15 protein-coding genes are annotated in these 23,509 nt (G+C 66.8%); 5 read left to right on the forward strand and 10 right to left on the reverse strand.

Annotated elements, in window-relative coordinates:
* Nucleotides 1-212 precede the first annotated feature (212 nt).
* Together Q8Q53_RS08975 and Q8Q53_RS08980 are read right to left on the reverse strand one after the other, a co-directional pair.
* The gene (locus Q8Q53_RS08975) at nucleotides 213-1,382 is read right to left on the reverse strand and encodes an acyl-CoA dehydrogenase family protein (RefSeq protein WP_305701427.1); all 1,170 of its coding nucleotides are present in this window, start codon (nucleotides 1,380-1,382) and stop codon (nucleotides 213-215) included.
* A gap of 60 nt (nucleotides 1,383-1,442) precedes the next feature.
* Nucleotides 1,443-2,078, reverse strand: coding sequence for a TetR/AcrR family transcriptional regulator (locus Q8Q53_RS08980; protein ID WP_305701428.1), 636 nt, complete (start codon nucleotides 2,076-2,078; stop codon nucleotides 1,443-1,445).
* Nucleotides 2,079-2,143: 65 nt separating this feature from the next.
* Here Q8Q53_RS08980 and Q8Q53_RS08985 point away from each other — a divergent pair, with 65 nt between their 5' ends.
* Genes Q8Q53_RS08985 through Q8Q53_RS08995 form a run of 3 tightly spaced genes read left to right on the forward strand, consistent with a single transcriptional unit; the run spans nucleotide 2,144 to nucleotide 6,302 of the window.
* Nucleotides 2,144-3,622: an efflux transporter outer membrane subunit gene (locus tag Q8Q53_RS08985; RefSeq protein ID WP_305701429.1), complete on the forward strand. Its 1,479-nt coding sequence runs from the start codon at nucleotides 2,144-2,146 to the stop codon at nucleotides 3,620-3,622.
* Entirely contained in the window at nucleotides 3,619-4,776 is a 1,158-nt protein-coding gene (locus Q8Q53_RS08990; protein ID WP_305701430.1) for an HlyD family efflux transporter periplasmic adaptor subunit, read from the forward strand. Before Q8Q53_RS08985 ends, Q8Q53_RS08990 begins: the two co-directional genes overlap by 4 nt.
* Nucleotides 4,773-6,302 carry a DHA2 family efflux MFS transporter permease subunit gene (locus Q8Q53_RS08995; protein WP_305701431.1) on the forward strand — a complete coding sequence of 510 codons (1,530 nt, stop codon included), beginning with the start codon at nucleotides 4,773-4,775 and terminating at the stop codon, nucleotides 6,300-6,302. The genes Q8Q53_RS08990 and Q8Q53_RS08995 overlap by 4 nt, the downstream gene beginning before the upstream one ends.
* On the opposite strand, the gene Q8Q53_RS09000 is transcribed toward Q8Q53_RS08995, so the two are convergent.
* Complete coding sequence (locus tag Q8Q53_RS09000) at nucleotides 6,299-7,459, reverse strand: aminotransferase (protein WP_305701432.1); 1,161 nt, start codon at nucleotides 7,457-7,459, stop codon at nucleotides 6,299-6,301. The two genes, Q8Q53_RS08995 and Q8Q53_RS09000, sit on opposite strands and share 4 nt — an antisense overlap.
* Before the next feature lie 136 nt (nucleotides 7,460-7,595).
* Between Q8Q53_RS09000 and Q8Q53_RS09005 the strand changes: the two genes are divergently transcribed.
* Complete coding sequence (locus Q8Q53_RS09005) at nucleotides 7,596-8,504, forward strand: ROK family protein (protein WP_305701433.1); 909 nt, start codon at nucleotides 7,596-7,598, stop codon at nucleotides 8,502-8,504.
* 135 nt (nucleotides 8,505-8,639) lie between these two features.
* Nucleotides 8,640-11,411 carry a phosphoenolpyruvate carboxylase gene (locus Q8Q53_RS09010; RefSeq protein ID WP_305701434.1) on the forward strand — a complete coding sequence of 924 codons (2,772 nt, stop codon included), beginning with the start codon at nucleotides 8,640-8,642 and terminating at the stop codon, nucleotides 11,409-11,411.
* 152 nt (nucleotides 11,412-11,563) lie between these two features.
* Here Q8Q53_RS09010 and Q8Q53_RS09015 read toward each other — a convergent pair whose 3' ends face one another.
* The 7 genes from Q8Q53_RS09015 to Q8Q53_RS09045 form a co-directional block, all read right to left on the reverse strand.
* Nucleotides 11,564-12,844, reverse strand: a complete 1,281-nt coding sequence (locus tag Q8Q53_RS09015; RefSeq protein ID WP_305701447.1) for a sugar MFS transporter — start codon at nucleotides 12,842-12,844, stop codon at nucleotides 11,564-11,566.
* A 144-nt stretch (nucleotides 12,845-12,988) separates the two neighbouring features.
* Nucleotides 12,989-14,251 carry a glucose/galactose MFS transporter gene (gluP, locus tag Q8Q53_RS09020; RefSeq protein WP_305701435.1) on the reverse strand — a complete coding sequence of 421 codons (1,263 nt, stop codon included), beginning with the start codon at nucleotides 14,249-14,251 and terminating at the stop codon, nucleotides 12,989-12,991.
* Nucleotides 14,248-15,678 (reverse strand): glycoside hydrolase family 30 beta sandwich domain-containing protein, encoded by a 1,431-nt coding sequence (locus tag Q8Q53_RS09025; RefSeq protein ID WP_305701436.1) that lies wholly within the window; start codon nucleotides 15,676-15,678, stop codon nucleotides 14,248-14,250. Before Q8Q53_RS09025 ends, gluP begins: the two co-directional genes overlap by 4 nt.
* Nucleotides 15,675-17,177: a tryptophan halogenase family protein gene (locus tag Q8Q53_RS09030; RefSeq protein ID WP_305701437.1), complete on the reverse strand. Its 1,503-nt coding sequence runs from the start codon at nucleotides 17,175-17,177 to the stop codon at nucleotides 15,675-15,677. The genes Q8Q53_RS09025 and Q8Q53_RS09030 overlap by 4 nt, the downstream gene beginning before the upstream one ends.
* Nucleotides 17,178-17,221: 44 nt before the next feature.
* The gene (locus tag Q8Q53_RS09035) at nucleotides 17,222-19,249 is read right to left on the reverse strand and encodes a glycoside hydrolase family 3 protein (RefSeq protein WP_305701438.1); all 2,028 of its coding nucleotides are present in this window, start codon (nucleotides 19,247-19,249) and stop codon (nucleotides 17,222-17,224) included.
* 157 nt (nucleotides 19,250-19,406) lie between these two features.
* On the reverse strand, nucleotides 19,407-22,310 hold the full coding sequence (locus Q8Q53_RS09040) for a TonB-dependent receptor (protein WP_305701439.1): 2,904 nt from the start codon (nucleotides 22,308-22,310) through the stop codon (nucleotides 19,407-19,409).
* Between the two features lie 140 nt (nucleotides 22,311-22,450).
* Complete coding sequence (locus Q8Q53_RS09045; RefSeq protein WP_305701440.1) at nucleotides 22,451-23,497, reverse strand: LacI family DNA-binding transcriptional regulator; 1,047 nt, start codon at nucleotides 23,495-23,497, stop codon at nucleotides 22,451-22,453.
* Nucleotides 23,498-23,509 lie beyond the last annotated feature (12 nt).

Here is a 23,509-nt window from a genome sequence, read left to right on the forward strand (position 1 = left end):
GAACCGGACAACCATCCACTCCCGCTTTTCAATTCGGGAGGACCGGTGTCCGTCAATGTTGGCGACCAGTCAGCAAAACCACAAATGCGGCGTTCCCGTCCGGTGAACGGGCCTCTAAGTCCAACCCGCGATTCGGTCAACGCCTTTTTTGGCGGACTGACATTTTCCTGTAACGGACCCCGTGTTCCGCCCGAAAACACGGGGCTTCGCAATCAGTCGAACAGGCTCTGGTATTTCTGCGAGAACACATCGCGGCCGATAATCAGGCGCATGACCTCGCTGCTGCCCGCCAGAATGCGGTTGATCCGGGCATCCGAGAACATCCGGCTGATCGGATATTCGTCCATGAACCCGGCCCCGCCGTGCAGCTGGACGCCGAGGTCGAGCATCTTCCACTCCACCTCGCTCGCCACCATCTTGGCTTTTGCGCCCATGTTGCTGGTAAGCCGCCCGAGGTTATGTTCGGCGACGCAGTGATCGATATAAACTTGGGCGAGTTCGATCTCGGTATCCATCTCGGCCATGCGGAACTGGGTGTTCTGCTGACTGGACAGCGGCTGGCCGAACAACTGGCGCTGCATCACGTATTCACGGGTGATGTCGAACGCCTTGCGGGCATTGGCCCCGCAGCCGACAGCGGAGATCAGGCGTTCCTCGGCCAGACCTTCCATCAGGTAATAGAAGCCCTTGCCCGGCTCCCCCAGCACATTGGCCTTGGGCACCTTCACGTCCTTGAAGAACAGTTCGGCGGTATCCTGCGCGGGCATCCCCATCTTCTTGAGGTTGCGGCCACGCTCAAACCCTTCCATTCCGCGCTCAACCAGCAGCAGCACCATCGCGTGCTTCTTTTCCGCCCCCGCCAGCTTGGCGGCGACGATCACGACATCGGCGTTGATGCCGTTGGAGATATAGGTCTTCGAGCCATTGAGCAGGAAATGGTCGCCCTTGTCCTCGGCCGAAGTGCGCATGCCCGCCAGATCCGATCCCGCGCCGGGTTCGGTCATCGCGACGGCCAGGATCGTTTCCCCGCTGATGCATTTGGGCAGGAACCGCTGGCACTGCTCCTCGGTCCCGAAGCGCTGGAAGTAAGGGCCGACCAGCCGGCTGTGCAGCGTGTTGTAGAACTGCTTGCACCCGGCGCGGGCCGTTTCCTCGATGATGATCTGTTCGTAACGGAAATCGGTATCGCCCATTCCGCCATACTTTTCGTCCGGCCAGATCATCAGGAAGCCCAGGTCGCCCGCCTTTCTGAACGCATTGCGGTCAACAATCCCGGCCTCGCGCCAGCCTTCCATATGGGGCGCAATCTCGCTCGCGAGGAACTTGCGATAGGCATCGCGGAACATGATCTGGTCTTCGGTGAAGTTGCGCATGGCAGACATCGGGTGCCCTCTTCGGCTTGGGTGCTTTGGCTCGAGCCAAACAGAGCAATCGCGACTTAGTCAACCCGGCTTTTCCGTCAGGTCAGCGCGGTATGCGCGAAGGAACGCCTGCACGGCAAGGCGCACCTCCCCTGCTATCACGCTCTGGTCCGCACGGGGGCCACCGCCCAGCAAATGCCGGTAAAAAGAGCCGGACTGGCACAGCCCGATGAAGTGATAGGCCGCGATCCCCGCATCGGCAGTGCGCAGGCGGCCCTGTTCCATCTGGCGCAGCAACCAGGCTTCCGTCCGGCGATGGCCGCGTTCCGCCCCCCGGTCCCACAGCATCTGCCCCAGCTCGGGGAAACGGCCGGTCTCGCCCACCACGATCCGGTGGAGGGCAATGATCTGTGGCCGCAGGATCGTTGTCAGAATTGACATGCCCAGTGCCTGAAGCGTCTCCGCCGGATCGCCGTCGTCCGGCAATTCCAGTCGCAGCGCTTCACCGTACCGTTCAACCTGTTCATCGACCACGGCGGCGAACAGTTCCTGCTTGCTGCGGAAATAGGTCCATAGCGTGGTTTTCGAACCACCCAGATCAGCCGCGATGCCGGACATCGTGGTATGGCCGTAGCCATCGCGCATGAACGCCTTGTGCGCCGCTGCAACAATCGCACGGCGGCGGGTTTTCCGCCTGTCTGGTTCCTTCCCCGTCACAGTTACAATACTACATGGTATCATTTCGATTGACAAGCGGGCGCGCCTGTCGGCAATGCCGTACCATGCAGTATGGTGACAGAACCGGGCGGCGGATCGCCGTCCTAGCCATTTCCAGGGCCATTTCCGGGGCCATTACCGTGGTGTTGGCCGCTTGCGCCGTCCCGCCCGCACCCCAGCAGCCCAAACCACTGCGCACTGCCGATACGCTTGGCGATGTCGCCAGCCTGTCGGGCGGCGCGGCGCAGTTCCCGGCGGACCGCTGGTGGAGCGTCTATGGCGATCCCGGACTCGACGCGGTGATTGCGGAAGCGCTGGCGAACTCGCCCGACATGGCCGTCGCCGCCGCCCGGATCCGTGCCGCCGATGCCGCGGCCGATCGGGCGGGCGGCGCGCTGTCCCCCACGCTGACCGCCGACGGCACGGTCGGCGGCGTCAAGCAAAGCTACAACATGGGTATCCCCGCCCAGTTCGTGCCGAAGGGCGTGATCGAAACCGGCAAACTATCGGCCACGCTGGGCCTCAACCTTGACCTGTGGGGTCGGGGCCGCGCAGGCTTGGCCGCGGCGCGCGGCGAAGCAGAGGCCGCGCGGGTCGATGCCGCGCAGGCCCGGTTGCTGCTCGCCAGCGGCGTGGCGCTCAGCTGGGGCCATCTGGCGCAGCTGAACTCGGCCCGCGATCTGGCGCTGCGGTCGGCCGGGGCGCTGACGGGGGTTGAGCGGTTGACCGCGCAGCGCGTCAGCGCCGGGATCGACAACCGCGCCGATCACGAACTGGCGATTTCCCGCCGCGCCGGGGCCGAGCAGGCGCTGGCTGCGCTGGATGAATTGATCGCGCTGGAACGAAACCGGTTGTCGGCGCTGATCGGGGCCGGACCGGACCGGGCCGGGCATCTGCCCGCCCCCGCGCCGAACCTCGCGCGGATCAGCGGTGTGCCAGCGAACCTTGCCGCCAGCCTGATCGGACGACGCCCTGACATCGTCTCTGCCCGGCTCCGCGCCGAAGCGGCGTCGGCGCGGGTCACCTCGGCGCGGCGGGCGTTCTATCCCGATATCAATCTGGTCGCCGTGGCCGGGCTGCAATCGCTGGGACTGGGGCAACTGTTCAATTCCGGATCGAGCTTTGCCAGCTTTGGTCCCGCGATCAGCCTGCCGATCTTTGATGGCAACCGCCTGACCAGCAACTACAACACCGCCGGGGCAGCATATGACGAGGCGGTTGCCCGCTATGACCAGACGCTGCTGGCGGCGCTACGCGAAGTGGCCGACGTGCTCGATTCCAAACGCGCGCTGGCCCAGCGCCTGAGCGCGGCCCGCACGGCGGCGCAGTCCGCGGATCAGGCCGCCCGGCTGGCCCGGCTGCGTCACGGCGAAGGCATTGCCAACCTGCTGCAATTGCTGACCGCCGAAGACACTGCGCTGGCCAGCCAGCGGGCGCTGACCGAACTCGAAGCCCGCGCTTTCCTGCTTGATGTGACACTCGTCCGGGCGCTGGGCGGCGGCTTCGCCGCGCCGCTGCCGGGCACGGAGCAACCGACCCCATGACCGATCCGATCCTTGCCCCCGCTGCCGCTGATCCCGCTGGCGATCCCCTGGTTGATCCAGCGGCGATGAACAACCGCCGCAAGTACTTGCGCCTGTTCGCCATCGTCCTGGCCGGAATCGCGGTCATCTGGGGCGTGTGGTATTTTCTGACCCAGTCGGGCCGGGTCCATACCGACAACGCCTATGTCGGCGCGGATACCGCCGTGGTGACACCGCTGGTGTCCGGCGCGGTCAAGGATGTGCGGGTGGGCGGCACCCAGCTGGTGGTCAGGGGCGATGTCCTGGTCGTGATCGACGATGCCGATGCGCGGATCGAACTTGCCAATGCCGAGGCATTGCTGGTGCAGGCCCGCCAGCGGTTCCGGCAGGCGCGCGCGGGCGGCGCATCATCCGCCGCGCGGGTGGATGCGCGCGGGGCCGAAGTGGCGCAGGCGCAGGCGCGGCTGACCGCGGCGCAGGCCGATTTCAGCAAGGCGCAGGACGCCTTCAATCGCCGTCAGCAACTTGCCGCCAGCGGCGCCGTTTCGGCTGAGGAAGTTTCACAGTCCCGCGCCGCAATGCTCGCCGCGCGCGCCGCCCTGGCGCAGGCGCAGGCCAGTATTGCCACGGCCGCTGCGATGCGATCGTCCGCGGTGGGCGACCGGGAATCCGCCGCCGCGCTGACCACGGGCTTTACCGAGGCGACCGCGCCTGACATCGCCGCCGCGCAGGCCCGGGTCGAACTCGCCCGGCTCAATCTGGACCGCACCGTCATCCGCGCGCCGATCAGCGGGGTGGTGACCAGCCGCAACGTCCAGATCGGCCAGCGGATCAACGCCGGCGCGCCGCTGATGGTGCTGGTGCCGCTGGACGCGATGTTCGTCGATGCCAATTTCAAGGAAAGCCAGCTGCGCGGCGTAAAGCCGGGCCAGCCGGTTGAACTGACCAGCGATTTCCATGGCAGCAGCGTGGTGTACACCGGCACGGTGCAGGGCTTTGCCGGGGGCACCGGCGCGGCGTTTGCGCTGATCCCGGCGCAGAACGCGACGGGCAACTGGGTGAAAGTGGTGCAGCGCCTGCCGGTGCGCATCCAGCTGGACCCGGCACAGCTCAAAGCGCATCCGCTGCGCGTCGGCCTGTCGATGAGCGCCACGATCGACACCCGCGAACAATGAACAGCGAACCGATCCGGCCACTGTCCGGCGCGCCGCTGTGGCTGGCCGCGTTCGGGCTGGCGCTAGCGAACTTCGTCGTCATTCTGGATACCACGATCACCAATGTCTCGGTCCCGCACATTGCGGGCGGGCTGGCGATTTCCCCGGCGCAGGGCACCTGGACGATCACGTCCTATGCCGTGGCCGAAGCGATCACCGTGCCGCTGACCGGGTGGCTGGCGGCGCGGTTCGGCACATACCGGACGCTGATCGCCTCGCTGACCGGGTTCGCACTGTTTTCGGTGCTGTGCGGGTTGGCCCGGACGATCGAACTGCTGGTGGTGCTGCGCATTTTCCAGGGGCTGTGCGGCGGGCCGCTGATGCCGCTGACGCTGACGCTGATGATGCGGATATTCCCGCCGAACAAGATGGGCACCGCCAACGCGCTGTGGGGCATGACCACGATTTCCGCGCCGATCCTGGGGCCAATCGTGGGCGGCTATATCAGCGACAACTGGAGCTGGCCGTGGATCTTCTACATCAACCTGCCGATCGTGCTGATCTGCCTGGGGCTGATCATCAAGCTGGTGGCGCGGTATGAAACATCGACCGAGCGGGTGCGGATCGACACGGTCGGGCTGATCCTGCTGGTGCTGTTCGTCGGCTGCATGCAGCTGGTGCTGGATCTGGGCCGCGAACATGACTGGTTCGCATCGCCGATGATCGTCGGCCTGGCGATCACCTCGTTCGTCACGTTCGGCGCGTTCGTGATCTGGGAACTGACCGATTCCCATCCGGTGGTGGATCTGCGCGTGCTGCGACACCGATCATTATGGGTCGGGCTGTTATCCATGGCGCTGGGGTTTGGCGGCATGTTCGCGATGATCGTGCTGGTGCCGCTGTGGATGCAATCCGTGATTGGCTACACCGCCAGCGAGGCTGGCCACGCGATGGCGTTTGTCGGGGTGTTTGCGGTGTTGATGGCACCGGTTGCCGGCAAGGCGTTTGACAAGTTCGATCCGCGCATCCTGATTACTGCCGGGATGCTGTGGCTGGTGATGATTTCGCTGCTGCGGACCCAGTGGAACACCGACGGGACGTTCTGGGACTATGCCCTGCCGCAACTGCTGCAAGGGTTCGGAATGCCGTTCTTCTTTATCGGACTGATGATGTTTTCGCTGTCTGCCGTGCCGATGGCGGAAGTTGCCTCCGCCGCCGGGCTGCTCAGTTTCATCCGCACGGTCGCGGGCGCGGCGGGAACCGCGCTGTCGACCTCGATCTGGGACAGCTCTACCCGCGAAACCCGGGCCGAACTGGCCGGAACCCTGAACGGCGCGGATGGCACGATGGCGCAGTTGCAGGCCGCCGGGATGAGCGAGGGTCAGGCGCGCGCCATGATCGAACGACTGGTCGAAGCGCAAGCTGCCACGGTCGGTTCGAACTATGTCTTTGCGGTGTCCGCCGTGGCGCTGTTCATCGCCGCCTGGCTGGTCTGGCTCGCCCCGCGCCCCAAGACGATGCCGGGGCAGGCGGCGATGGGGCACTAGGCGGCGTTCGCCGCCCTGAACGCCGCCAGCCGCTCCACCGCGCGGTCCAGCGTTTCGTCCTGCTTGGCAAAGCACAGCCGCAGGTAGTTCGTCTCCGCATCTGCCGCGTAAAACGCGGATACCGGGATCGCGGCCACGCCCGCCTCGCGGATCAGCCGCTGCGCCAGCGCAGCGTCCTGGCCCGGCAGGCCGGATGCGGCAAGATCAACCGTGACGAACCACGTGCCGCTGGCGGGCAGGACATGAAAGCCCGCCGCCGTCAGCCCGTCCACCAGCCGCGCCTTGGCCGCCGCATAGCGCGCCCGGTGCGCGGTGTGCCAGGCGTCCGGCAGCGCCAGCCCTTCGGCCACCGCCCATTGCAGCGGGGTGGCGGTGGTGAACGTGATGAACTGGTGGGCTTGCGCAATCGCACTGGCGATGCGCGGTGCCGCGATCGCCCAGCCGATCTTCCACCCGGTCATCGACAGGATCTTGCCCGCCGACCCCACTTTCACCGCGCGGCCCTGCAAGGCGGGCAGCGCCAGCGCGGATACGTGCGGCGTCCCGTCCAGGATCATTCCTTCCCAGACTTCATCGCACAGCAGAAACAGGTCATGCGCCGCGCATAGTTCTCCAACCGCTTCCAGCGTCGCGCGCGGCAGGACGGTGCCGACCGGGTTGTTGGGCGTGTTCAGGATAATCAGCCGGGTCCGGGGCGTGATCGCCGCTTCCAGCCGGTCGAGCGGCAGGGTCCAGTCCGGCGGGGTCAGGCTGACCAGCCGCGCCGTTCCGCCCGCGCGTTCGACCAGCGGCAGGTAGGCGTCATACAGCGGCTGGATCAGGATCACTTCATCCCCCGGCCGCACCAGCGCCAGGATGCTGGCCGCCAGCGCCTCGGTCGCGCCGGAGGTGACGATGATCTCGTCCGCAGCCACGGTGAGGCCCTGTTCGCGCTGGTAATAGGCGGCGATGGCGGCGCGCAGTTCAGGCAGGCCGCGCATTGGCGGATACTGGTTCGACCGCTCGGCCAGTGCGCGCTGCGCCGCCGCGATCAACTCGCCCGGCTCAGCCATGTCGGGGAAGCCCTGCCCCAGATTGATCGCGCCCAGCTCAGCCGACAGGCGCGACATCACTTCGAAAATGGTGGTGGTCCCGGCGGGAAGATCGGTGGTGGCCATGGGTTGGCACCTTGGCGCAGCGACGGCGCGATGCCAAGCGGGTCGCCGGATCGGGGATGCCAGTGCAATCGTGTGGCCGTTGCCGCCCCCGGACTACCGGTGTAGCCACTGCACACAGTTGGAGGAACGGGACGCCATGGCACAGCGATTGATCGGCGCGGTCGAGGCAGGCGGCACGAAGTTCGTGATCGCGCTCGCCCGGGAAGACGGCACGGTTCTGGCGCAGGCCCGCGTGCCCACCGAAGCGCCCGCCGCAACGTTCCGCGCGATGGCCGATTTCTTCGCCGCCGCCAGCGCCCGGCACGGGCCGATTGCGGCGTTCGGGATCGCCAGCTTTGGCCCGATCGACATCGACCCGGCCTCCCCCGCGTATGGCACCTTCACCACCACCCCCAAACCCGGCTGGTCCGGCGCGCGGTATCAGGACGCGCTGGGCCGGTTCGGCGCGCCGATCGTGGTCGATACCGATGTGAACGGCGCGGCGCTGGGTGAATGGCAGGCGGGGGCCGGGCAAGGCTGCACGACCGTGGCCTATACCACTGTCGGCACCGGGATCGGCACCGGCGTGGTGCACGAAGGCCGGCCATTGATGGGCTTTTCGCACTATGAGAGCGGCCATATCCCGATTGCCCGCGACGGGCTGCGCGATCCGTTCCCCGGCCACTGCCCCTATCACGGCGACTGTCTGGAAGGGCTGGCCGCCGGTCCGGCCATCGAGAAACGCTGGGGGCAAAGTTTGTCAGCGCTGGGCAGCCCGGCCGACAAGGTGGAGCTGATCGCGGGCTATATCGCGCAGCTGGCGACGTCGCTGGTCCTGCTGCACATGCCCGACCGGCTGATTTTCGGCGGCGGGGTGATGAAAGCCCCCGGCCTGATCGAGGCCGTGCGCCGCGAAACGGCGCGGCGGCTGGGCGGATATATCCAGGCCGCGCAGCTCGATGCCGGGCTGGCACACTATATCGTGCTGCCCGGATTGGGTGACGAGGCGGGAATTACCGGCGCAATCGCGCTGGGGCGGCAAGCGCTGGGCGAGGCCGCTGCCTAGCCCACAGGCCGCTCATCACGCTGTCTTGCGCCCAGTTCGGCTCGTGCGGGACGCAAACGTATTCACTTCGCTGCATTGCAAAAGAATCGCTAGCCGCTAGGCTTTCCCGGTCCAGCACCAGCCAGTGAGAGCAAGATGAGCCTGTCCGCCGAACTTGCCACGCGCTTGCAGGAATTGCACAGCCGCACTGCCGAAACGCCGCTGTTCAACCCGGTGTTCCAGCTCGGGCTGGAACTGTCGCGCCAGCTGGAAAGCGGCCAGCTGGGCCTGGACGATATCGCCGCGCTGGTCGCCGAACTGGAATGCGACGGACTGATGGCCCGCGCCGGACGGCTGGGGCGGTTGATTGCCCCGGTCGATCCCGATGCCAACGCCGCGCGGCTGAACGCGCTGGCCGATGCCCCCGATTTCGCCAGCTTTGCCGCGCGCTGGCGCCAGCCGCTGGCACATGTGGTGTTCACCGCGCACCCCACCTTCCTGCTCAGCCGCGCGCAAGCCGCAGCGGTGGCGGCGGCGACGGCCAGCGGGGACATTTCCACCGCCACCGCCTGCACCGCGCCGCACGCCCGCGACGTGATCACGCTGGACAGCGAACATGCCGATGCGATGGCCGCGCTGGCCCGCGCGCACACCGCGCGCGATGCGATCAACGCGCGGCTGCTGGCCGCCGCCCGCGCACGCTGGCCGCTGCACTGGCGCACGCTGGCCCCGCTGCCACTGCGGTTCGCGCATTGGGTCGGCTATGACATGGACGGGCGCACCGACATTTCGTGGACCACATCGCTGCGCTACCGGCTGGCGGAAAAGGCCGCGCGGCTGGCGGCCTATGCGGCGCAGCTGGAACAAGCCGCGCCGGACGTTGCGCTGGGGCTGGCGCGGGCCAGCGCCTATGCGGCGGACATGTCTGCCCGGTTCGGTGCGGACCTGTCCGATCCCGCCGCGCTGTCGGATGCAGCCAACACGCTGACCGCCAATCACCCTGACAAGCTGACCAGTCTGACGGGGGTGATTGCCGAGCTGGAAGCCCAGGCCGCCAGCACCGACGATAGCGCCGCCGAAACGCTGCTGGTGGCCGCTGCGGCGATGCGCGCGGACGGGCTGGGGATGGGCTGGATTCACTTCCGGGTGAACAGTTCGCAGCTTCAGAACGCAATCCGCCGCCGGATCGACCCGACCGGCAAGCTCGACCTCGCCAGCCAGGCCGCCTTGATGCGGATGCGCGAACTGCTGGCCGAGGCAAAGCCGCTGCGCGCCAATTTCGCCGCGCTGGCGATCGAGAATTCCACCGCCGTGCGCCAGTTCCTGGCGATGACGCAGATCATCCACCACATCGACGGCGATGCGCCGATCCGGATGCTGGTGGCCGAATGCGAACAGCCCACCACTGTGCTCGCCGCGCTCTATTTCGCGCGGCTGTTCGGGATTGCCGACAAGGTCGATGTCTCCCCGCTGTTCGAAACCGAAAGCGCGCTGGAACACGGCGGGCGGTTCCTCGATGCGCTGCTGGCCGAACCGGCCTACCGCGAATATGCCCGGGCGCGCGGGCGGGTGTCGGTCCAGACCGGGTTCTCCGACGCGGGGCGGTTCGTCGGCCAGATCCCGGCGGCGCTGGCGATCGAGCGCCTGCAAGGGCGGCTGGCCGAGGCGATGGCCGCGAACGGCCTGTCCGATGTCGCGGCGCTGATCTTCAACACGCACGGCGAAAGCATGGGGCGCGGCGCGCATCCCGGCAGCTTTGCCGACCGGCTGGAATGGCCGCTCTCGCCGTGGGCGCGGCGGCGGTTCGTGCGCTCCGGCATCCGACTGGAACCGGAGGTGAGCTTTCAGGGCGGCGACGGGTACCTGTTCTTCGGCACGCCGGGCCTCGCGCTGGCGACGCTGACCCGGTTCATGGAACTGGCGCCGGCGCAGACCGCTGCCGATGCGCCGACCGATCCGTTCTATCGCCGCACCGACCTCAGCCTCGACTTCTACCGCGCGATCCGCCGCCAGCAGCAGGCGCACCTTGCCAGCGCGACCTATTCGCGCGCGGTCACCGCGTTCGGGCTGGGGCTGCTCAACGATACCGGCAGCCGCAAGTCGCGCCGCCAGTCGGACCTTGCCGCCGACCGCCAGCTGAGCCTGCGCCAGATCCGCGCGATCCCGCACAACGCGGTGCTGCAACAGCTCGGCTATCCGGTGAACGTGATCGCCGGGTTCGGGTCTGCGGCTGAGGGCAATTACGAGGAAATGGCCGCGCTGCTGCGCGATTCGGCGCGCGGGCGGCAACTGGTCCGGCTGCTCCGCGCCGCCAACGCGCTCGCCAGCATCAAGACCGTGGCGGCGTATGGCGAGCTGTTCAACTCCGCCTACTGGGCCAGCCGCCCCTATCGCGGGGACGAGGCGCAGATTTCGGACGCCTGCCTGGCGCTGGCCGAATACCTGACCACCGATGACCGCACCGGCGTGTTCCGCCGCCTCGCCTCACGGCTGCGGGTCGATGCGCTGAAACTGCACCGGCTGCTGGCGCTGATCCCGGATGAGGCCCCGCTGGAAGGGCGCGAGCAAACCCGGCGCGAACTGGGCATCCTGCAGGCGCTGCGGCTCGCGCTGTTCCAGCACATGTTCCTGCGCGCGGTCTCCGTCCCCGCCTTCAGCCGCGCCAATGACATCTCGCGCGAGGATGTGCTGGAAATGGTCTTCACGCTGCGGATCGGTGAGGCGCTGGCCCAGCTGCGCCGCGCCTTCCCGGTCAGCTTCCCGCAGATCGACGATTTCACCGTCGCCGAACCGACCGATTACCCGGACGATGCCGCCACCGGTTACGAAGCGATCCACCGCGATTTCATCGAGCCGATCGAAGCCGCGAATGCGCTCGCGCTGCGGATCACGACGGCGATTGCCAACGTGTTCGGCGCGCATGGGTAATCTCCCCTCCCCGGCGGGGAGGGGGCGGGGGTGGGGCCAGGCGCCCGCGAGGGCAGAACCCCCATCCCAACCCTTCCCCAATGGGGAAGGGCTTTCAGGGAGCGGGACGGCACAGCAAGGGCGGGCCGGATGGCCCGACCGCGCCACACAAGCTAAGCAGGCCGCCGCGCGAACATCCCGAAGCCTGCAATCACCGCATAGCACGCCGCCGGAAGCGCCAGCGCCAGCGCCAGGCTGCCGGTGGTGTCCGCGACCACGCCGGTCAGCAGCGGCACGACCGCGCCGCCGAAGATCGCAACGTTGATGATCCCCGAACCGTCCGCCGCGCGCGGGCCGAGCTTTTCGCAGGCCAGCGTGAAGATCGTCGGGAACATGATCGAGTTCATCAGCCCGATCAGCAGCAGGCTGTAGCCCGAAACCGCACCGGTGGTGGAAGTGGACAGCATGATCAGGGCAATCGCGCCGATCGACACGCCCGACAGCACCAGTCCCGGGCTGACCAGCCGCAGCACGACCGAACCGATGAACCGGCCAATCATCGCGCCGCCCCAGTACATCCCGATCAGCTTGCCGGCATCCTGTTCCGCCAGCCCCATCACGTGCGGCTGCATCAGGTAGTTCACGATCAGCGAGCCAATCGCGACTTCCGCCCCGACATAGAGGAAAATGCACAGCGCGCCGTAGCCAAAGCGCGGGCGCTTCAGCAGGTCGAGGCCCGCCAGACCGGCGCTGGCTTCGTGCTTTTCGCCTTTCAGCTTGTCGCGGAACATCCACACCACCGCGGCGACCACTGCCAGCGCAGCGGCGAGGCCAAGGTAACCGTTGACGATCGCCTGGCTTTCCGCCGTGCGATAGGCGTCCAGTTCCGCGCCAGACAACTGATCGGCGCTGACGCTGGCCAGACTGCCGAGGATCAGGATCGACCCGACAATCGGGAACACCGTGGTTCCCAGCGAATTGAACGCCTGCGCGAAAGTCAGGCGGCTGTGGACCGTTTCCGGCTTGCCCAGCAGCGAGATCAGCGGGTTCGCGACGACCTGCACGATCACCACCCCGCTGGCGAGGACGAACAGCGCGAACAGGAACACGCCGTACGTGGCGGTCTGGCTGGCGGGGATGAACAACAGACACCCGGCCAGCATCGTCAGCAGGCCCGCCGCCGCGCCGCGCATATACCCGATCTTCTTGACCAGCCGCGCGCCCGGAATGCCGATCACGGCATAGGCGGTGAAAAAGCAGAACTGCACCAGCATCGCCTGGGTGAAGTTCAGCGTGAACAGTTCCTTCAGCTTGGGAATGATCACGTCATTCAGCGATGTGATCCCGCCAAAGATGAAGAACAGCGCCATCACGAACAGTTGCAGCTGCGGCGCATCGATCTGGCCGCTGTCGTGGCCGGGCGGGACCGGATCGGCGCTGCTCAGCTCGGTCATGGTGGGGGGCAGGGCCATATGGTGTCTCTCCTCATCCGGCGGCGCTTGGCCGCGCCGATTATTGTGTGCAGGTCTGACGCAGGTTGTGAACCTTCACAACCGCAAACTTCCGGGATTTCGGGTCTGTGCTGGCTGCATACGTAATCACGCCGCCACCAACCGCTGCTGCCGCCCCGCCGCCAGCGCGAACGCGGCAATCAGGGCATAAGCCAGCGCCGGGACCACGAACGCCGCGCTCAGGCTGATCGCATCGGCGAGCCGCCCGACCAGCAGCGGCAGCGCCGCGCCGCCGACAATCGCGAGGCACAGCAGGCCCGAGGTCGACGACGGCGCCGCGTCCGACCGTTCCAGCGTGAGCGAGAAGATCGTCGGGAACATGATCGAATTGAACAGCCCGACTGACAGCGCCGCAAACCCCGCCAGCGGTCCGGACCCGGTCAGCACCGCCAGACACAGGCCAGCCGCAATCGCCGCGCAGGTCCCCAGCAGACGCGGCGCGGCCACGCGGGTCAGCACCGCGCTGCCAATCAGCCGCCCGGCCAGCGCGCCGCCCCAATAGAAGTTGGCGAGATAGCGCCCGCCTTCCTCCAGCGGCAGCCCCAGTATGCCGGGCTGGTTCAGGAAGTTGATCATGATGCTGCCGATGGCGACTTCCGCCCCGACATAAAGCGCGATCGCCCCCGCCCCCATCAAGGCCCAGCGCGATTTCAGCGCGGCCAGCACCGAAGCTTGGGGCGCGGGCGGGATCGCGGCGGCGGCCAGTTCGATCCGGCGGCGCTGGCTCCAGACGAACAGCACGGCCACCAGCAGCAGCGCCGCCATGATGCCGAATGCGCGGGCGACGGCGGCCAGCGCCTCGGCCCGGCCCGCCGCATCGGCCAGCACGCCTTGCGGCGGCGCCATCGCCGCATCGCCCAGCATCAGGGTCGATCCATAATGGACCCCCAGCACGACCCCCAGCGAATTGAACGTCTGCGCAAACGTCAGCCGGAAATGGCTGGTTCGGTGCGGCCCCAATGCGGCGGCGAGCGGGTTGGCGGCGACTTGCAGCGTGGTGATCCCACTCGCCAGCACGAACAGCGCGGCCAGGATCGGGGCGTAGTGGCCCAGCCCGGTCGCCCCGCGCACCAGCAGACACCCCGCCACCATCATCGCCAGCGCGGCGATGATCGTGCGGACCGGCCCGATCCGGTTGCCCAGCGCCGCTGCCGGAAGCGCGATCAGCCCGCTGGCCAGGAAGAACGCCAGCTGGGTCAGCAGCGCTTCGGTATAGCTGAGCCGGAACGCCGCGCGCAGCGCCACGATCAGCGGATCGTTGTTGGAACAGATGAAGCCCCAGGCGAAGAACAGCAGCGTGACGGACAGGAACGGGCCGGTAATTCCCAATGCGCGCAGCCGCTCAATCACCTCGCGCTTCCTGCTGCTCGCCAGGTCAATGTCATCACTTCGCCCGCCGGAACCATCAGCCGCCATGCCCTGCCGCCGCTGCGGATCGCAAGCGCGGCGACGGACTTGCCCCCGTTGCGCAGCACCAGCGCCAGTGAGCCGTCAGGATTGCGGAACGCGGCGTGGCGCAGGTCCGCGCCGCCGCCGCTGCTGGCCACCCGCCGCGCGCCAGGACGCACGAACCGGCTGACATGGCCCAGCACGTAATATTCGACATTGCGGGTTACCGCGCCGGTGCGGCTGTCGATCGTCACCACCCCCCGGCAATCGCCGCACCCGCCCAGATGCGGGCCGTAGTTTTCATCGAGCGCGAGGTTCCACAGCAGGGTCCCGCGCGATCCCGCGCGGCTGGGGGCGATGATCAGGTTGTCGATCATCCAGCCCAGCGTCTCGCCCCAGTTCGGCGCCCATTGCCCGCCCGAACATTCGGTGAAAAACACGTCCTTGTCCGGATGGGCGCGGCGCACCGTTTCCATCGCCGCCGGGTCCCCGGCATAACAATGCCAAGCCACGCCCGCGACATGGGCATTCGCCGCCGGATCGGCCAGCACCGTCAGCGGTTGCTGGGGCTGGTCCCAGTTGTGATCCCAGTCGAGCACGCTGACCGGACGCTTGCGCTGCGCCAGCAATGGCCCCAGATGCTGGCCGATGAAGGCCGCGCGCGCCGCCGGGGTCACGCGCATGCCGGGATAGTTGGCGGGTTCGAAATCCGGCTCGTTCTGGACCGAGACATAGCGCACCGGCAGGCCCGCCGCGTCCATCGCATCAAGGTAGCGCGCGAAATAGCGGGCATAGGCATCGTAGTGTTCGGGTTTCAGCTGGCCTTTGATCAGGCTGGCGCTGTCCTTCATCCACGCTGGCGCGCTCCACGGCGAGGCCATCAGGACAAGGCCGGGGTTCACCCGCCGCGCAGCCTGCGTCATCGGGATCTGCGCAGCCTGTGGCTCGGCCATCGAAAAACGGGTCAGCTGCGGGTCGGTTTCACCTGCCGGAATATCATTCAGGCTGTAGTGTCTGACCGAGAAATCCGACGCGCCAATCGGCAGGCGCATGAAATTGAGCGCCAGTCCTTCCGCCCCGAACAGGTCCCGCAGCAAGGCCTCGCGCGCGGCCGGGCTCAGCTTGTCACGCAAGAGCAGCGCCGAGGCATCGCTCATCGCTGCGCCGTAGCCGACAATGGCCTGATCGGTCTGGCTGGCGTCGATCACCAGTTCATCCGGCACCGGCACAGCTGCGGGCAGGATCGCAACGTCAGGCTGCCGCTCCAGCTTGCGCGATGCGTCCGCGCTGCTGGCCCAGACGGCCACTGCCGCGGGGGTATCGGGCAGGGTCTGGCACGCACCGAGCGCCAATCCGGCCAGCGCCACCAGCGCGCGGCGCAGCATCATGCCGGGGCCGGGCAGGTCTTGGCGACATAGTCGGCGTGGGTGGGCATCACCGCCACGCACTTGCCGACGACCGCCGCGATGTTGCCGAGGTATTGCGCGATCTGCGCGTCGCTCTTGATATCGACCAGCGGGTCATAGCCGCGCGGGATCGCGCCCTGCCCCAGCAGGACCTGGATCCAGCTTTCCTCGGCAAACAGCTCCTCATCCTCGCGGAAGATCCGGCCATTGGCCATCCACAGGTCGAGCTTGCGCTGCAAGGTATCGGGCACCTCCATCGTCCGGCAATAGTCCCAGAACGGCGTGTCATCGCGCGCGGTCGCCTTGTAGTGCAGGATGATGAAATCGCGGATGCGCTCGTACTCGAAATCGGTCTGGCGGTTGAATTCTGCAATCGTCGCACCGTCGAACCCGGCATCGGGCAGCAGCCGGACCATGCGGATGATCCCGGTCTGAACCAGATGCAGGCTGGTCGATTCCAGTGGCTCCAGAAACCCGCCCGCAAGGCCGATGGCGACGCAGTTCTTGTGCCACAGCTGCTTGCGCTTGCCGGCCTTGAACTGGACCCTGAACGGATCGGCGCGCGGCGCGCCGTCCAGATTGGCGAGCAGGATCCGCTCCGCCTCCGCGTCATCCATGAACTGGCTGGAATAGACGTGGCCGTTGCCGGTGCGGTGTTGCAGCGGAATGCGCCACTGCCAGCCCGCGCCGCGCGCGGTGGAGCGGGTGTAGGGGGTGAAATTGGCTGAGCGTTCGCACGGCACCGCAATCGCCCGGTCGCACGGCAGCCAGTGCGACCAGTCATCGAACCCCACGCCCAACGCCTGGTTGATGAACAGTCCGCGAAAGCCGGAACAATCGACGAACAGGTCCGCGCCGATCACTTCGCCGTCCTCCAACGTGACGCTCTCGATGAAACCATCGCCCGCGCGCAGCTTCACGTCCACGATTCTACCCTCGCGCCGCCGCACTCCGCGTTCCTGCGCATAAGATGACAGGAACCGGGCAAACAGGCCTGCATCGAAGTGGAACGCGTGGGCGATATCGCCCAGCGGACTGTCGCCCATCTGCGGCTGGGCGCGGACGAACCTGTTTTCCAGCGCGGCGGCGGTGTTGATCGAATAGGCGGCAAGATCATCCGCGCGGCCCTGCGCCTGGGCCTTCAGCCAGTAATGGTGCATCCGCAGCCATTCCCAGTCCTGCCCGATCACGCCGAAGCCGTGGATATAGCTTTGCCCCTGCTTCCACCAGTCGACGAACTGGATGCCCAGCTTGAAGCTGCCCTGGGTGCGGGCCATGAACTCGTTTTCGTCCAGCCCCAGCAATTCGTTGTATTTCTTGATCGCGGGGATCGTCGCCTCGCCCACGCCAATCGTGCCGATATCGTCGGATTCGACCAGCACGATCTCGTACAGCCCCTGGAACAGCCGCGCGAGCAGCGCCGCCGTCATCCAGCCCGACGATCCGCCCCCGGCGATAAGAATGCGCTTGATCGGCGTCATGCTGCGATCTCCTGTCCCGCTGCGGTTCTAGGCGTTGCGCTGCCTCAGGGGCAAGCCGCCGGGATCGCCGTTTCCACCAGCTTGCCGATGGCGCGCGGCGCGCGATAAGTCAGGCCGAAGCCGGGCGCAAACAAGGCTTCGCCCGCCGGCTCCCCGGTCGTCGGACAAGCGGTTTTCGGCCATGCGAACGGCAGCCGCCCCTTGAAATCAAGGTCGCCGCGCGCCGCCAGCAAGTCCGCCAGCGCCCCCGCCTCGGTCCCCGGCAGGAACGCGGCAACGAAAGCGTCGCTGCGGTTGATCAGGTCACTGGCATAGACCGTGCGGCCCGAATAGAGCACCGACACCACCGGCACCCCGCGCCCGCTGACTTTGCCCAGCAGCGCCGCCTGTTGCGGATATTGCAGGGCGTGCGCCAGCGGCGTAGGCCAGCGCACATCGCCCTTCATTTCGGCGTGCGGGGTTTCGCCCAATACCAGCACCACGGCATCGAACTTGTCCCGCGCAAACGCGCTGCCATCGGCGGAGAAGGTGACGTTTTCCGCGCCATAGACCCGGCGCAGCCCGTCCAGCAGGGTTTCGCCGACCGGATAGTCGCGGTTGTCGGTTTCATCGCCCTGCCAGGTGATCGACCAGCCGCCCGCCTGATCGGGGAAGCTGTTCGCCGACTGGCCTACCACCAGCAGCCGCTTGCCCGGCGCCAGCGGCAGTGCGGCGGCATCGTTCTTGAGCAGGACGGCAGACTTGCGCACCGCTTCCTGCGCCAGCGGCCGATCGACCAGTGCGGTAGCATCGCCCGTGTAACGGCCAGCGGAAACCGGCTTGTCGAACAGGCCGGTGCGGAATTTCACGCGCAGGATGCGGGTCACCGCATCGTCGATCCGGGCCATCGCCACGCGCCCTTCGCGCACGTCGGCCACGGTCCGTTCGATGAAAGTCTTCCAGTTGTCGGGGACCATGAACAGGTCAATCCCGGCATTGATCGCCTGCGGGCAATGATCGCGCTCGCAACCCGTCACCTGTTCGATCGCGTTCCAGTCGGATACGACCAGCCCGTCAAAGTTCAGCTTCTGCTTGAGCACGCCTGTGATCAGCGCGCGGTTGCCGTGCAGCTTGCCCAGCGGTTCGGTCCCGCCCGGCGCCCACGAGTTGTAGCTGATCATCACCGTCGCCGACCCGGCATCCAGCGCGGCATAATAACCGGCCGCATGGACAGCGGCGAGCTTTGCCGGGGAACTGCGGTTCTCGCCCTGATCGACGCCCTGCCAGGTGCCGCCGTCGCCGATAAAATGCTTCACGCTGGCGGCGACATCGCCGTCGCCGGTCAGCTGTCCTTGCAGCCCGCGCACCAGCGCCCCGCCGAGTTTCGCTACTACCGCCGGATCGCTGGAATAGCCTTCATAGGCGCGGCCCCAGCGCTGATCCTCCACCACCGAAACGGCCGGCGCAAAGGCCCAGCTGATCCCGGTGGCGCGCACCTGCTTTGCAGTGGTCCGCCCGATCCGTTCGACCAGATCGGCATCGTTCGCCGCGCCCAGTCCGATGTTGTGCGGAAACATCGTTGCCCCGACAACGTTGTTGTGGCCGTGGACGGCATCGGTGCCCCAGATCAGCGGCACCTTCACCGCCATGTCGGTGGCCAGCGCCGCCCTGGCATAGGCATCGGCAAGATTGGTCCAGTCGGCCAGACTGGCGTGCTTCTTCATCCCCGGCCAGGCCCCGCCGCCGTTCAGGATCGAACCAATATAATACTGGCGCACCTGATCGGGCGTGATCGAGCGGATTTCGGCCTGGGTCATCTGCCCGACCTTTTGCTCCAGCGTCATCCCGGCGACGATCTGCGCAATTCGCGCTTCCATCGCCGGATCAAGGCTGTGGGTGGCCTTGCGTTCGGGAAAGGCGGCGATGATCTCCGCCTCACGCGGGGTCCAGCGTTCACCCGGCGCGTCCGCCCGAACCTCTGCCGGAGCCTCTGCCGGAGCGGAAGCAACGGTCGGGGGTGTGCCCGCACAGGCCGCCAGCAGCGTGATCAGCGGCAGGGACAGCAAAGCGGACGCGCGCAGGGAAAGTGCCAAGAGAATGCCTTTTCAATTCAACGGCAAGCTTGCCGCGATTGCACGGCGACAGGCCGAAGTCCTCAAATCCGATCCGGCACCCGGCTGATTCTGGGTGCCGGATCGCCTCCGGCCTGTCGGTGCGACCCGATCAGTTCACCTGATCCGGGCGGGTCGATCAGAACCGGTAGCCGAAGCCCACCAGGAACTGCCGCCCGTACTTTTCATAGGTTTCCGGCAGGAAGCTGCCGTCCGCCGTCTTCGCCCCGCCGCCATCGACACCCAGCCGGGTGCGATAGGGCGAATCGGTCAGGTTGTTGGCCTGAAGCATGATCGACAGCCCGCCGAGCGAGGATTCCTCGCCAAAGGTGTAGCCGATCTGCGCATCCAGCTGCTTGTCCGCGAGGATTTCAGTCGCCCCGCGCGCCGCGAACAGCTGGACGACTTCGCCCTTGAACGCCGAGCGGTAACGATAGCTCGCCCGCGCCTGGAACCCGCCCTTTTCGAAGTAACCGGTGAGGTTCCACACCGTGCCCGACAGGCCCGGAATACGGGTGGCCTGAACGGTCGTAGCATTGGTTGACGCGGTCGGGCGCAGGTTGGACCTGGTATAGGCATAGCTGCCGATCACCCCGAACCCGTCCAGCACCGACGTCAGCTTGCCCAGCCCCAGCGCACCGGACAGTTCGATGCCCTGGATGTAGCCGCCCTTGCCGTTGGCCGGCTGGTTGATCTGGCCGATGGTGCTGACCGTCACGCCCGCCGGGATGATTGCCGTAGTCGGCATCTGCAGCCCGGTGAAATCGAACACCTGGCTCTGCGTGTAGATGTAATTGTCGAGGTGCTTGTGGAAGCCCGCGATCGAGACATAGCTGCCCTTGTCGATGTACCATTCGTACGCAACGTCGATGGCCTTCGCCCGCCACGGTTCGAGCTGGGCGTTACCGCCGTTGCCGTTCCACGGATTGATCGTTCCGCCCGGCTGGCAGTTGACCGACGAGCCGCCAGCCCCGGCGCAAGGATTGCTGAACGAGGGAATGAACGAGGCGCGCATTTCATCCATGCGCGGCCGGGCCAGCACTTTCGATGCGGCCAGACGCAGACGATGCCCGCCGCCCAGATCCAGGATCAGGTTCAGGCTGGGCAGCCAGTCGGTATAGCTGGCCGATTTCGACACCGGCGTCACCACGCGCGGGGTGACCACGGTGTTGATCGCGCTGCCGTCGGACTGCTGCTTCTGGTGGACCATCTGCAGGCCGATGTTGCCGCGCAGCGGCCCGGCTTCGAGCTGCACCTTGGCGCGGGCGGTGAAGATGTCCTCCTCGATCCGCCAGGCCTTGTCGAAGGTGTTGGGGTCCACATAGACGGTCTTGTCGTAGTAGTTCGGCAGCGCCTGCTTCAGGTCGATGGCCAGCACGTTGCCCATGCCCGCAAAGCCCAGCGAGGTCGGGTCGAGCAGGTACTGCGAACCCACCAGCGTCTGCGCGCGGCCATTCTTCAGGAACAGGTCGTATTCGGCGACCGCCTTGGTCTTGGTCCGGCGGGTATAGTTGCCGCCCAGTTCAACGCTGCGGAAGAAGCCTTCGCCCAGATCGCGCTTGATCCCCAGGTCAATCGCCCAGACCTTTTCGATGACCTGCGGTTCCTTGGTCGCGCCGTCATGGCCCCAGCCGCCCCACGGGGCGCGGTCGCCCAGCGACACCTTGCTGGCGTCGGCATAGTTCAGCCCTTCGTCGAAGCGCGGGAAGCCACCCTTGCCGGACAGCGCATCGGTGAAGTCCCAGCCGATGCTGTCAAACGTCCGGTTGGCGCCCTGCGTCGCAGCTGTCGCACCGGTGCCAAAGCCCTGATAGGTTTCGGTGATGCTCTCATCCCGCTTGTTGCGGGAATAGGACAGGTCGGCGACCAGCTTGGTCGATTCGCCCAGCGCCAACTCGTTGTTCCAGCCGACCGAGAACAACTTGTCGTCGCGGGTGTTGTAATCGTTGCGCAGCTGCGGGGCGACGCCGTTGGTGGTGCCCGTCACGCCGACGCTGGTGCCGCCGACAGTGGTGGTACCGACATTGGTGAAAGTCTGGCTATCGGCCCAGACGTTGGAGAACCACTGCGCGCCGCGCATCACTTCGCGCTGCTTGAACCGTGAGTAATAGAGGTCGAGCGTGGAATGGATCGCCTCGCTCGGCTCGAACTCCAGAATGCCGATCAGCGCGTCGCGCTTGTTCTCGCGCGAATAGGCGAAGACTTCCTGACCGGTCACGAACGAGGAGCTGCGAGCGCCCGCCGGGCTGATGTTGCCATCGATCCCGCAGCAGAACGTTTCGTAGTTATACAGCTTGGTGTGGCGGGTCTGCGTCGGGCTGTCGAGGTGGGCATAGCCCAGTGCCCAGCCGAGTGTGCCGTCCTCGTTCTGCCCGATCCAGCTGGCACTGCCGCGCCAGCCCCAGTTGCGGACATCATCGTTCAGCTTGCCGCCGGTGTTGAGTTCTCCGCGCAGGTTGAGCGCGATGGCCGTCTTGCCATATTCCAGCGGGCGCACGGTGCGCAGATCGGCCGAACCGGCCAGCCCCATCCCGGCGATGCTCGCATCGGGCGTCTTGTAGATCACGACGCTGTTCAGCAGTTCGGACGGATACTGATCGAACTCGACCGAGCGGTTATCGCCCGAACTGGCCTGCTGGCGGCCGTTGAGCAGCGTGGTGGTGAAGTCGGGCGAGAGCCCGCGCAGCGAGATCACCTGGGCGCGGCCATTGACGCGCTGGGCAGCGAGGCCCGGCAGGCGGGCAATCGATTCCGCGATCGACTGATCCGGCAGCTTGCCGATATCTTCAGCCGAAACCGCCTCGACGATGCTGTCGGAACTGCGCTTGGTGTTGATGGAATTGGCGATGGAGAAGCGGATGCCGGTAACCAGGATCCCGCCATCCTCTTCCGTCGCTTCAGCAGCATCGGTGCCCGGCGCATCCTGCGCCAGGGCCTGCGGTGCAAATGCCGCCAGCGCCAGCGCCGAAGCGGCCGTAAATCCGAAACGATAGGTGCGCGGCAGCCGGACGCCAGCGTCACGCGAATCAACCCTCAATGCCATTCGATCCCCTCCATGAAGCGCGGATTTCCGGGATGTTCGCCTATCCTGCCAGAGGTCTGGACAGTCGGAACAATTGGAAGCGCTTCCAATTTATTGCCGGATTGTGCGCGCCCCGTCAATAGGAAGCGCTTCCAATTCCGTTACTGCGCTGCCAAACCGCTGGAATCGCGTGGCACCAGGTGGTGCGGCACGATTTCGTGCAGCGGCGGCACGGCGGGATCGGGCGCGCCGCTGCCGGCCAGCTGCGCCAGCCGTTCGACCGCGCGTTCGCCCATCCGGCGGAGTGGCTGGTGGATCGTGGTGAGCGGCGGCCAGACGATTTCGGACACCGGCGTATCATCGAACCCGGTGATCGCGATGTCCTGCGGAATGCGTAGCCCCGCCTTGTGCGCGGCCAGCAGCGCGCCCGCCGCCATGTCATCATTGGCGCAGACCAGCGCGGTGATCGTGCGGTCCGGCCCCAGCAGACGCTGCGCGCAATCGAGCCCCGACCGGAAGGTAAAGTTCCCGCGTTCCGCCTGCACCGCCTGCCCGGCAATCCCGGCCTCGGCCAGCGCCGCCAGGAACCCGTCATAGCGCCCTTCGGCCGAGCGGTGCTGCGCCGGTCCCTTGATGAACCCGAACGCGCGGTGGCCCTGCGCCAGCAAGTGCGCGGCCATGTCATACCCGGCGCGCACTTCGTCGATGCCGATGGTTTCCACCAGCAGCTGGCTTTCCGGCCCGGCGGCGATCCCGACCACGCGGCAATCCTGCGCCGCCAGCGCCCGCAGCAGCACCGGATCATCCGCGAACGGCGGGGTCAGGATTACGCCATTGCAATGGTCGTCCGCGGCCTGCGCCAGAATCTGCCGGGCGGCATGCGGATCGTTCTGGTTGACGAAATGGGTGATCAGCTGCGCGCCAAGCCGGGCTGCGGCGCGGGTCGCGCCCAGTTCCAGCGCGGAACTGAAATAGGAGTTCGGCTCGCTGTCAAAGTCTGACGCATGGACCAGCACGAACCGCAGCGCCTTTTTCCCGGCCAGTTGCCGCGCCTGCAGGTTGACCCGGTAGCCAAGCTGCGCAACCGCGTGCAGCACCTTGTCACGCACTTCCGCGCGGACGTTGGGCTGGTTGTTGAGCACGCGCGACACAGTGGTGCGGGCCACTCCGGCCAGGGCGGCGACATCGTCGATGGTCGATTTGCTCACTGCGTGGAATGT

This window comes from Novosphingobium sp. (genome assembly GCF_030699305.1).
Classification (GTDB): Bacteria; Pseudomonadota; Alphaproteobacteria; order Sphingomonadales; family Sphingomonadaceae; genus Novosphingobium.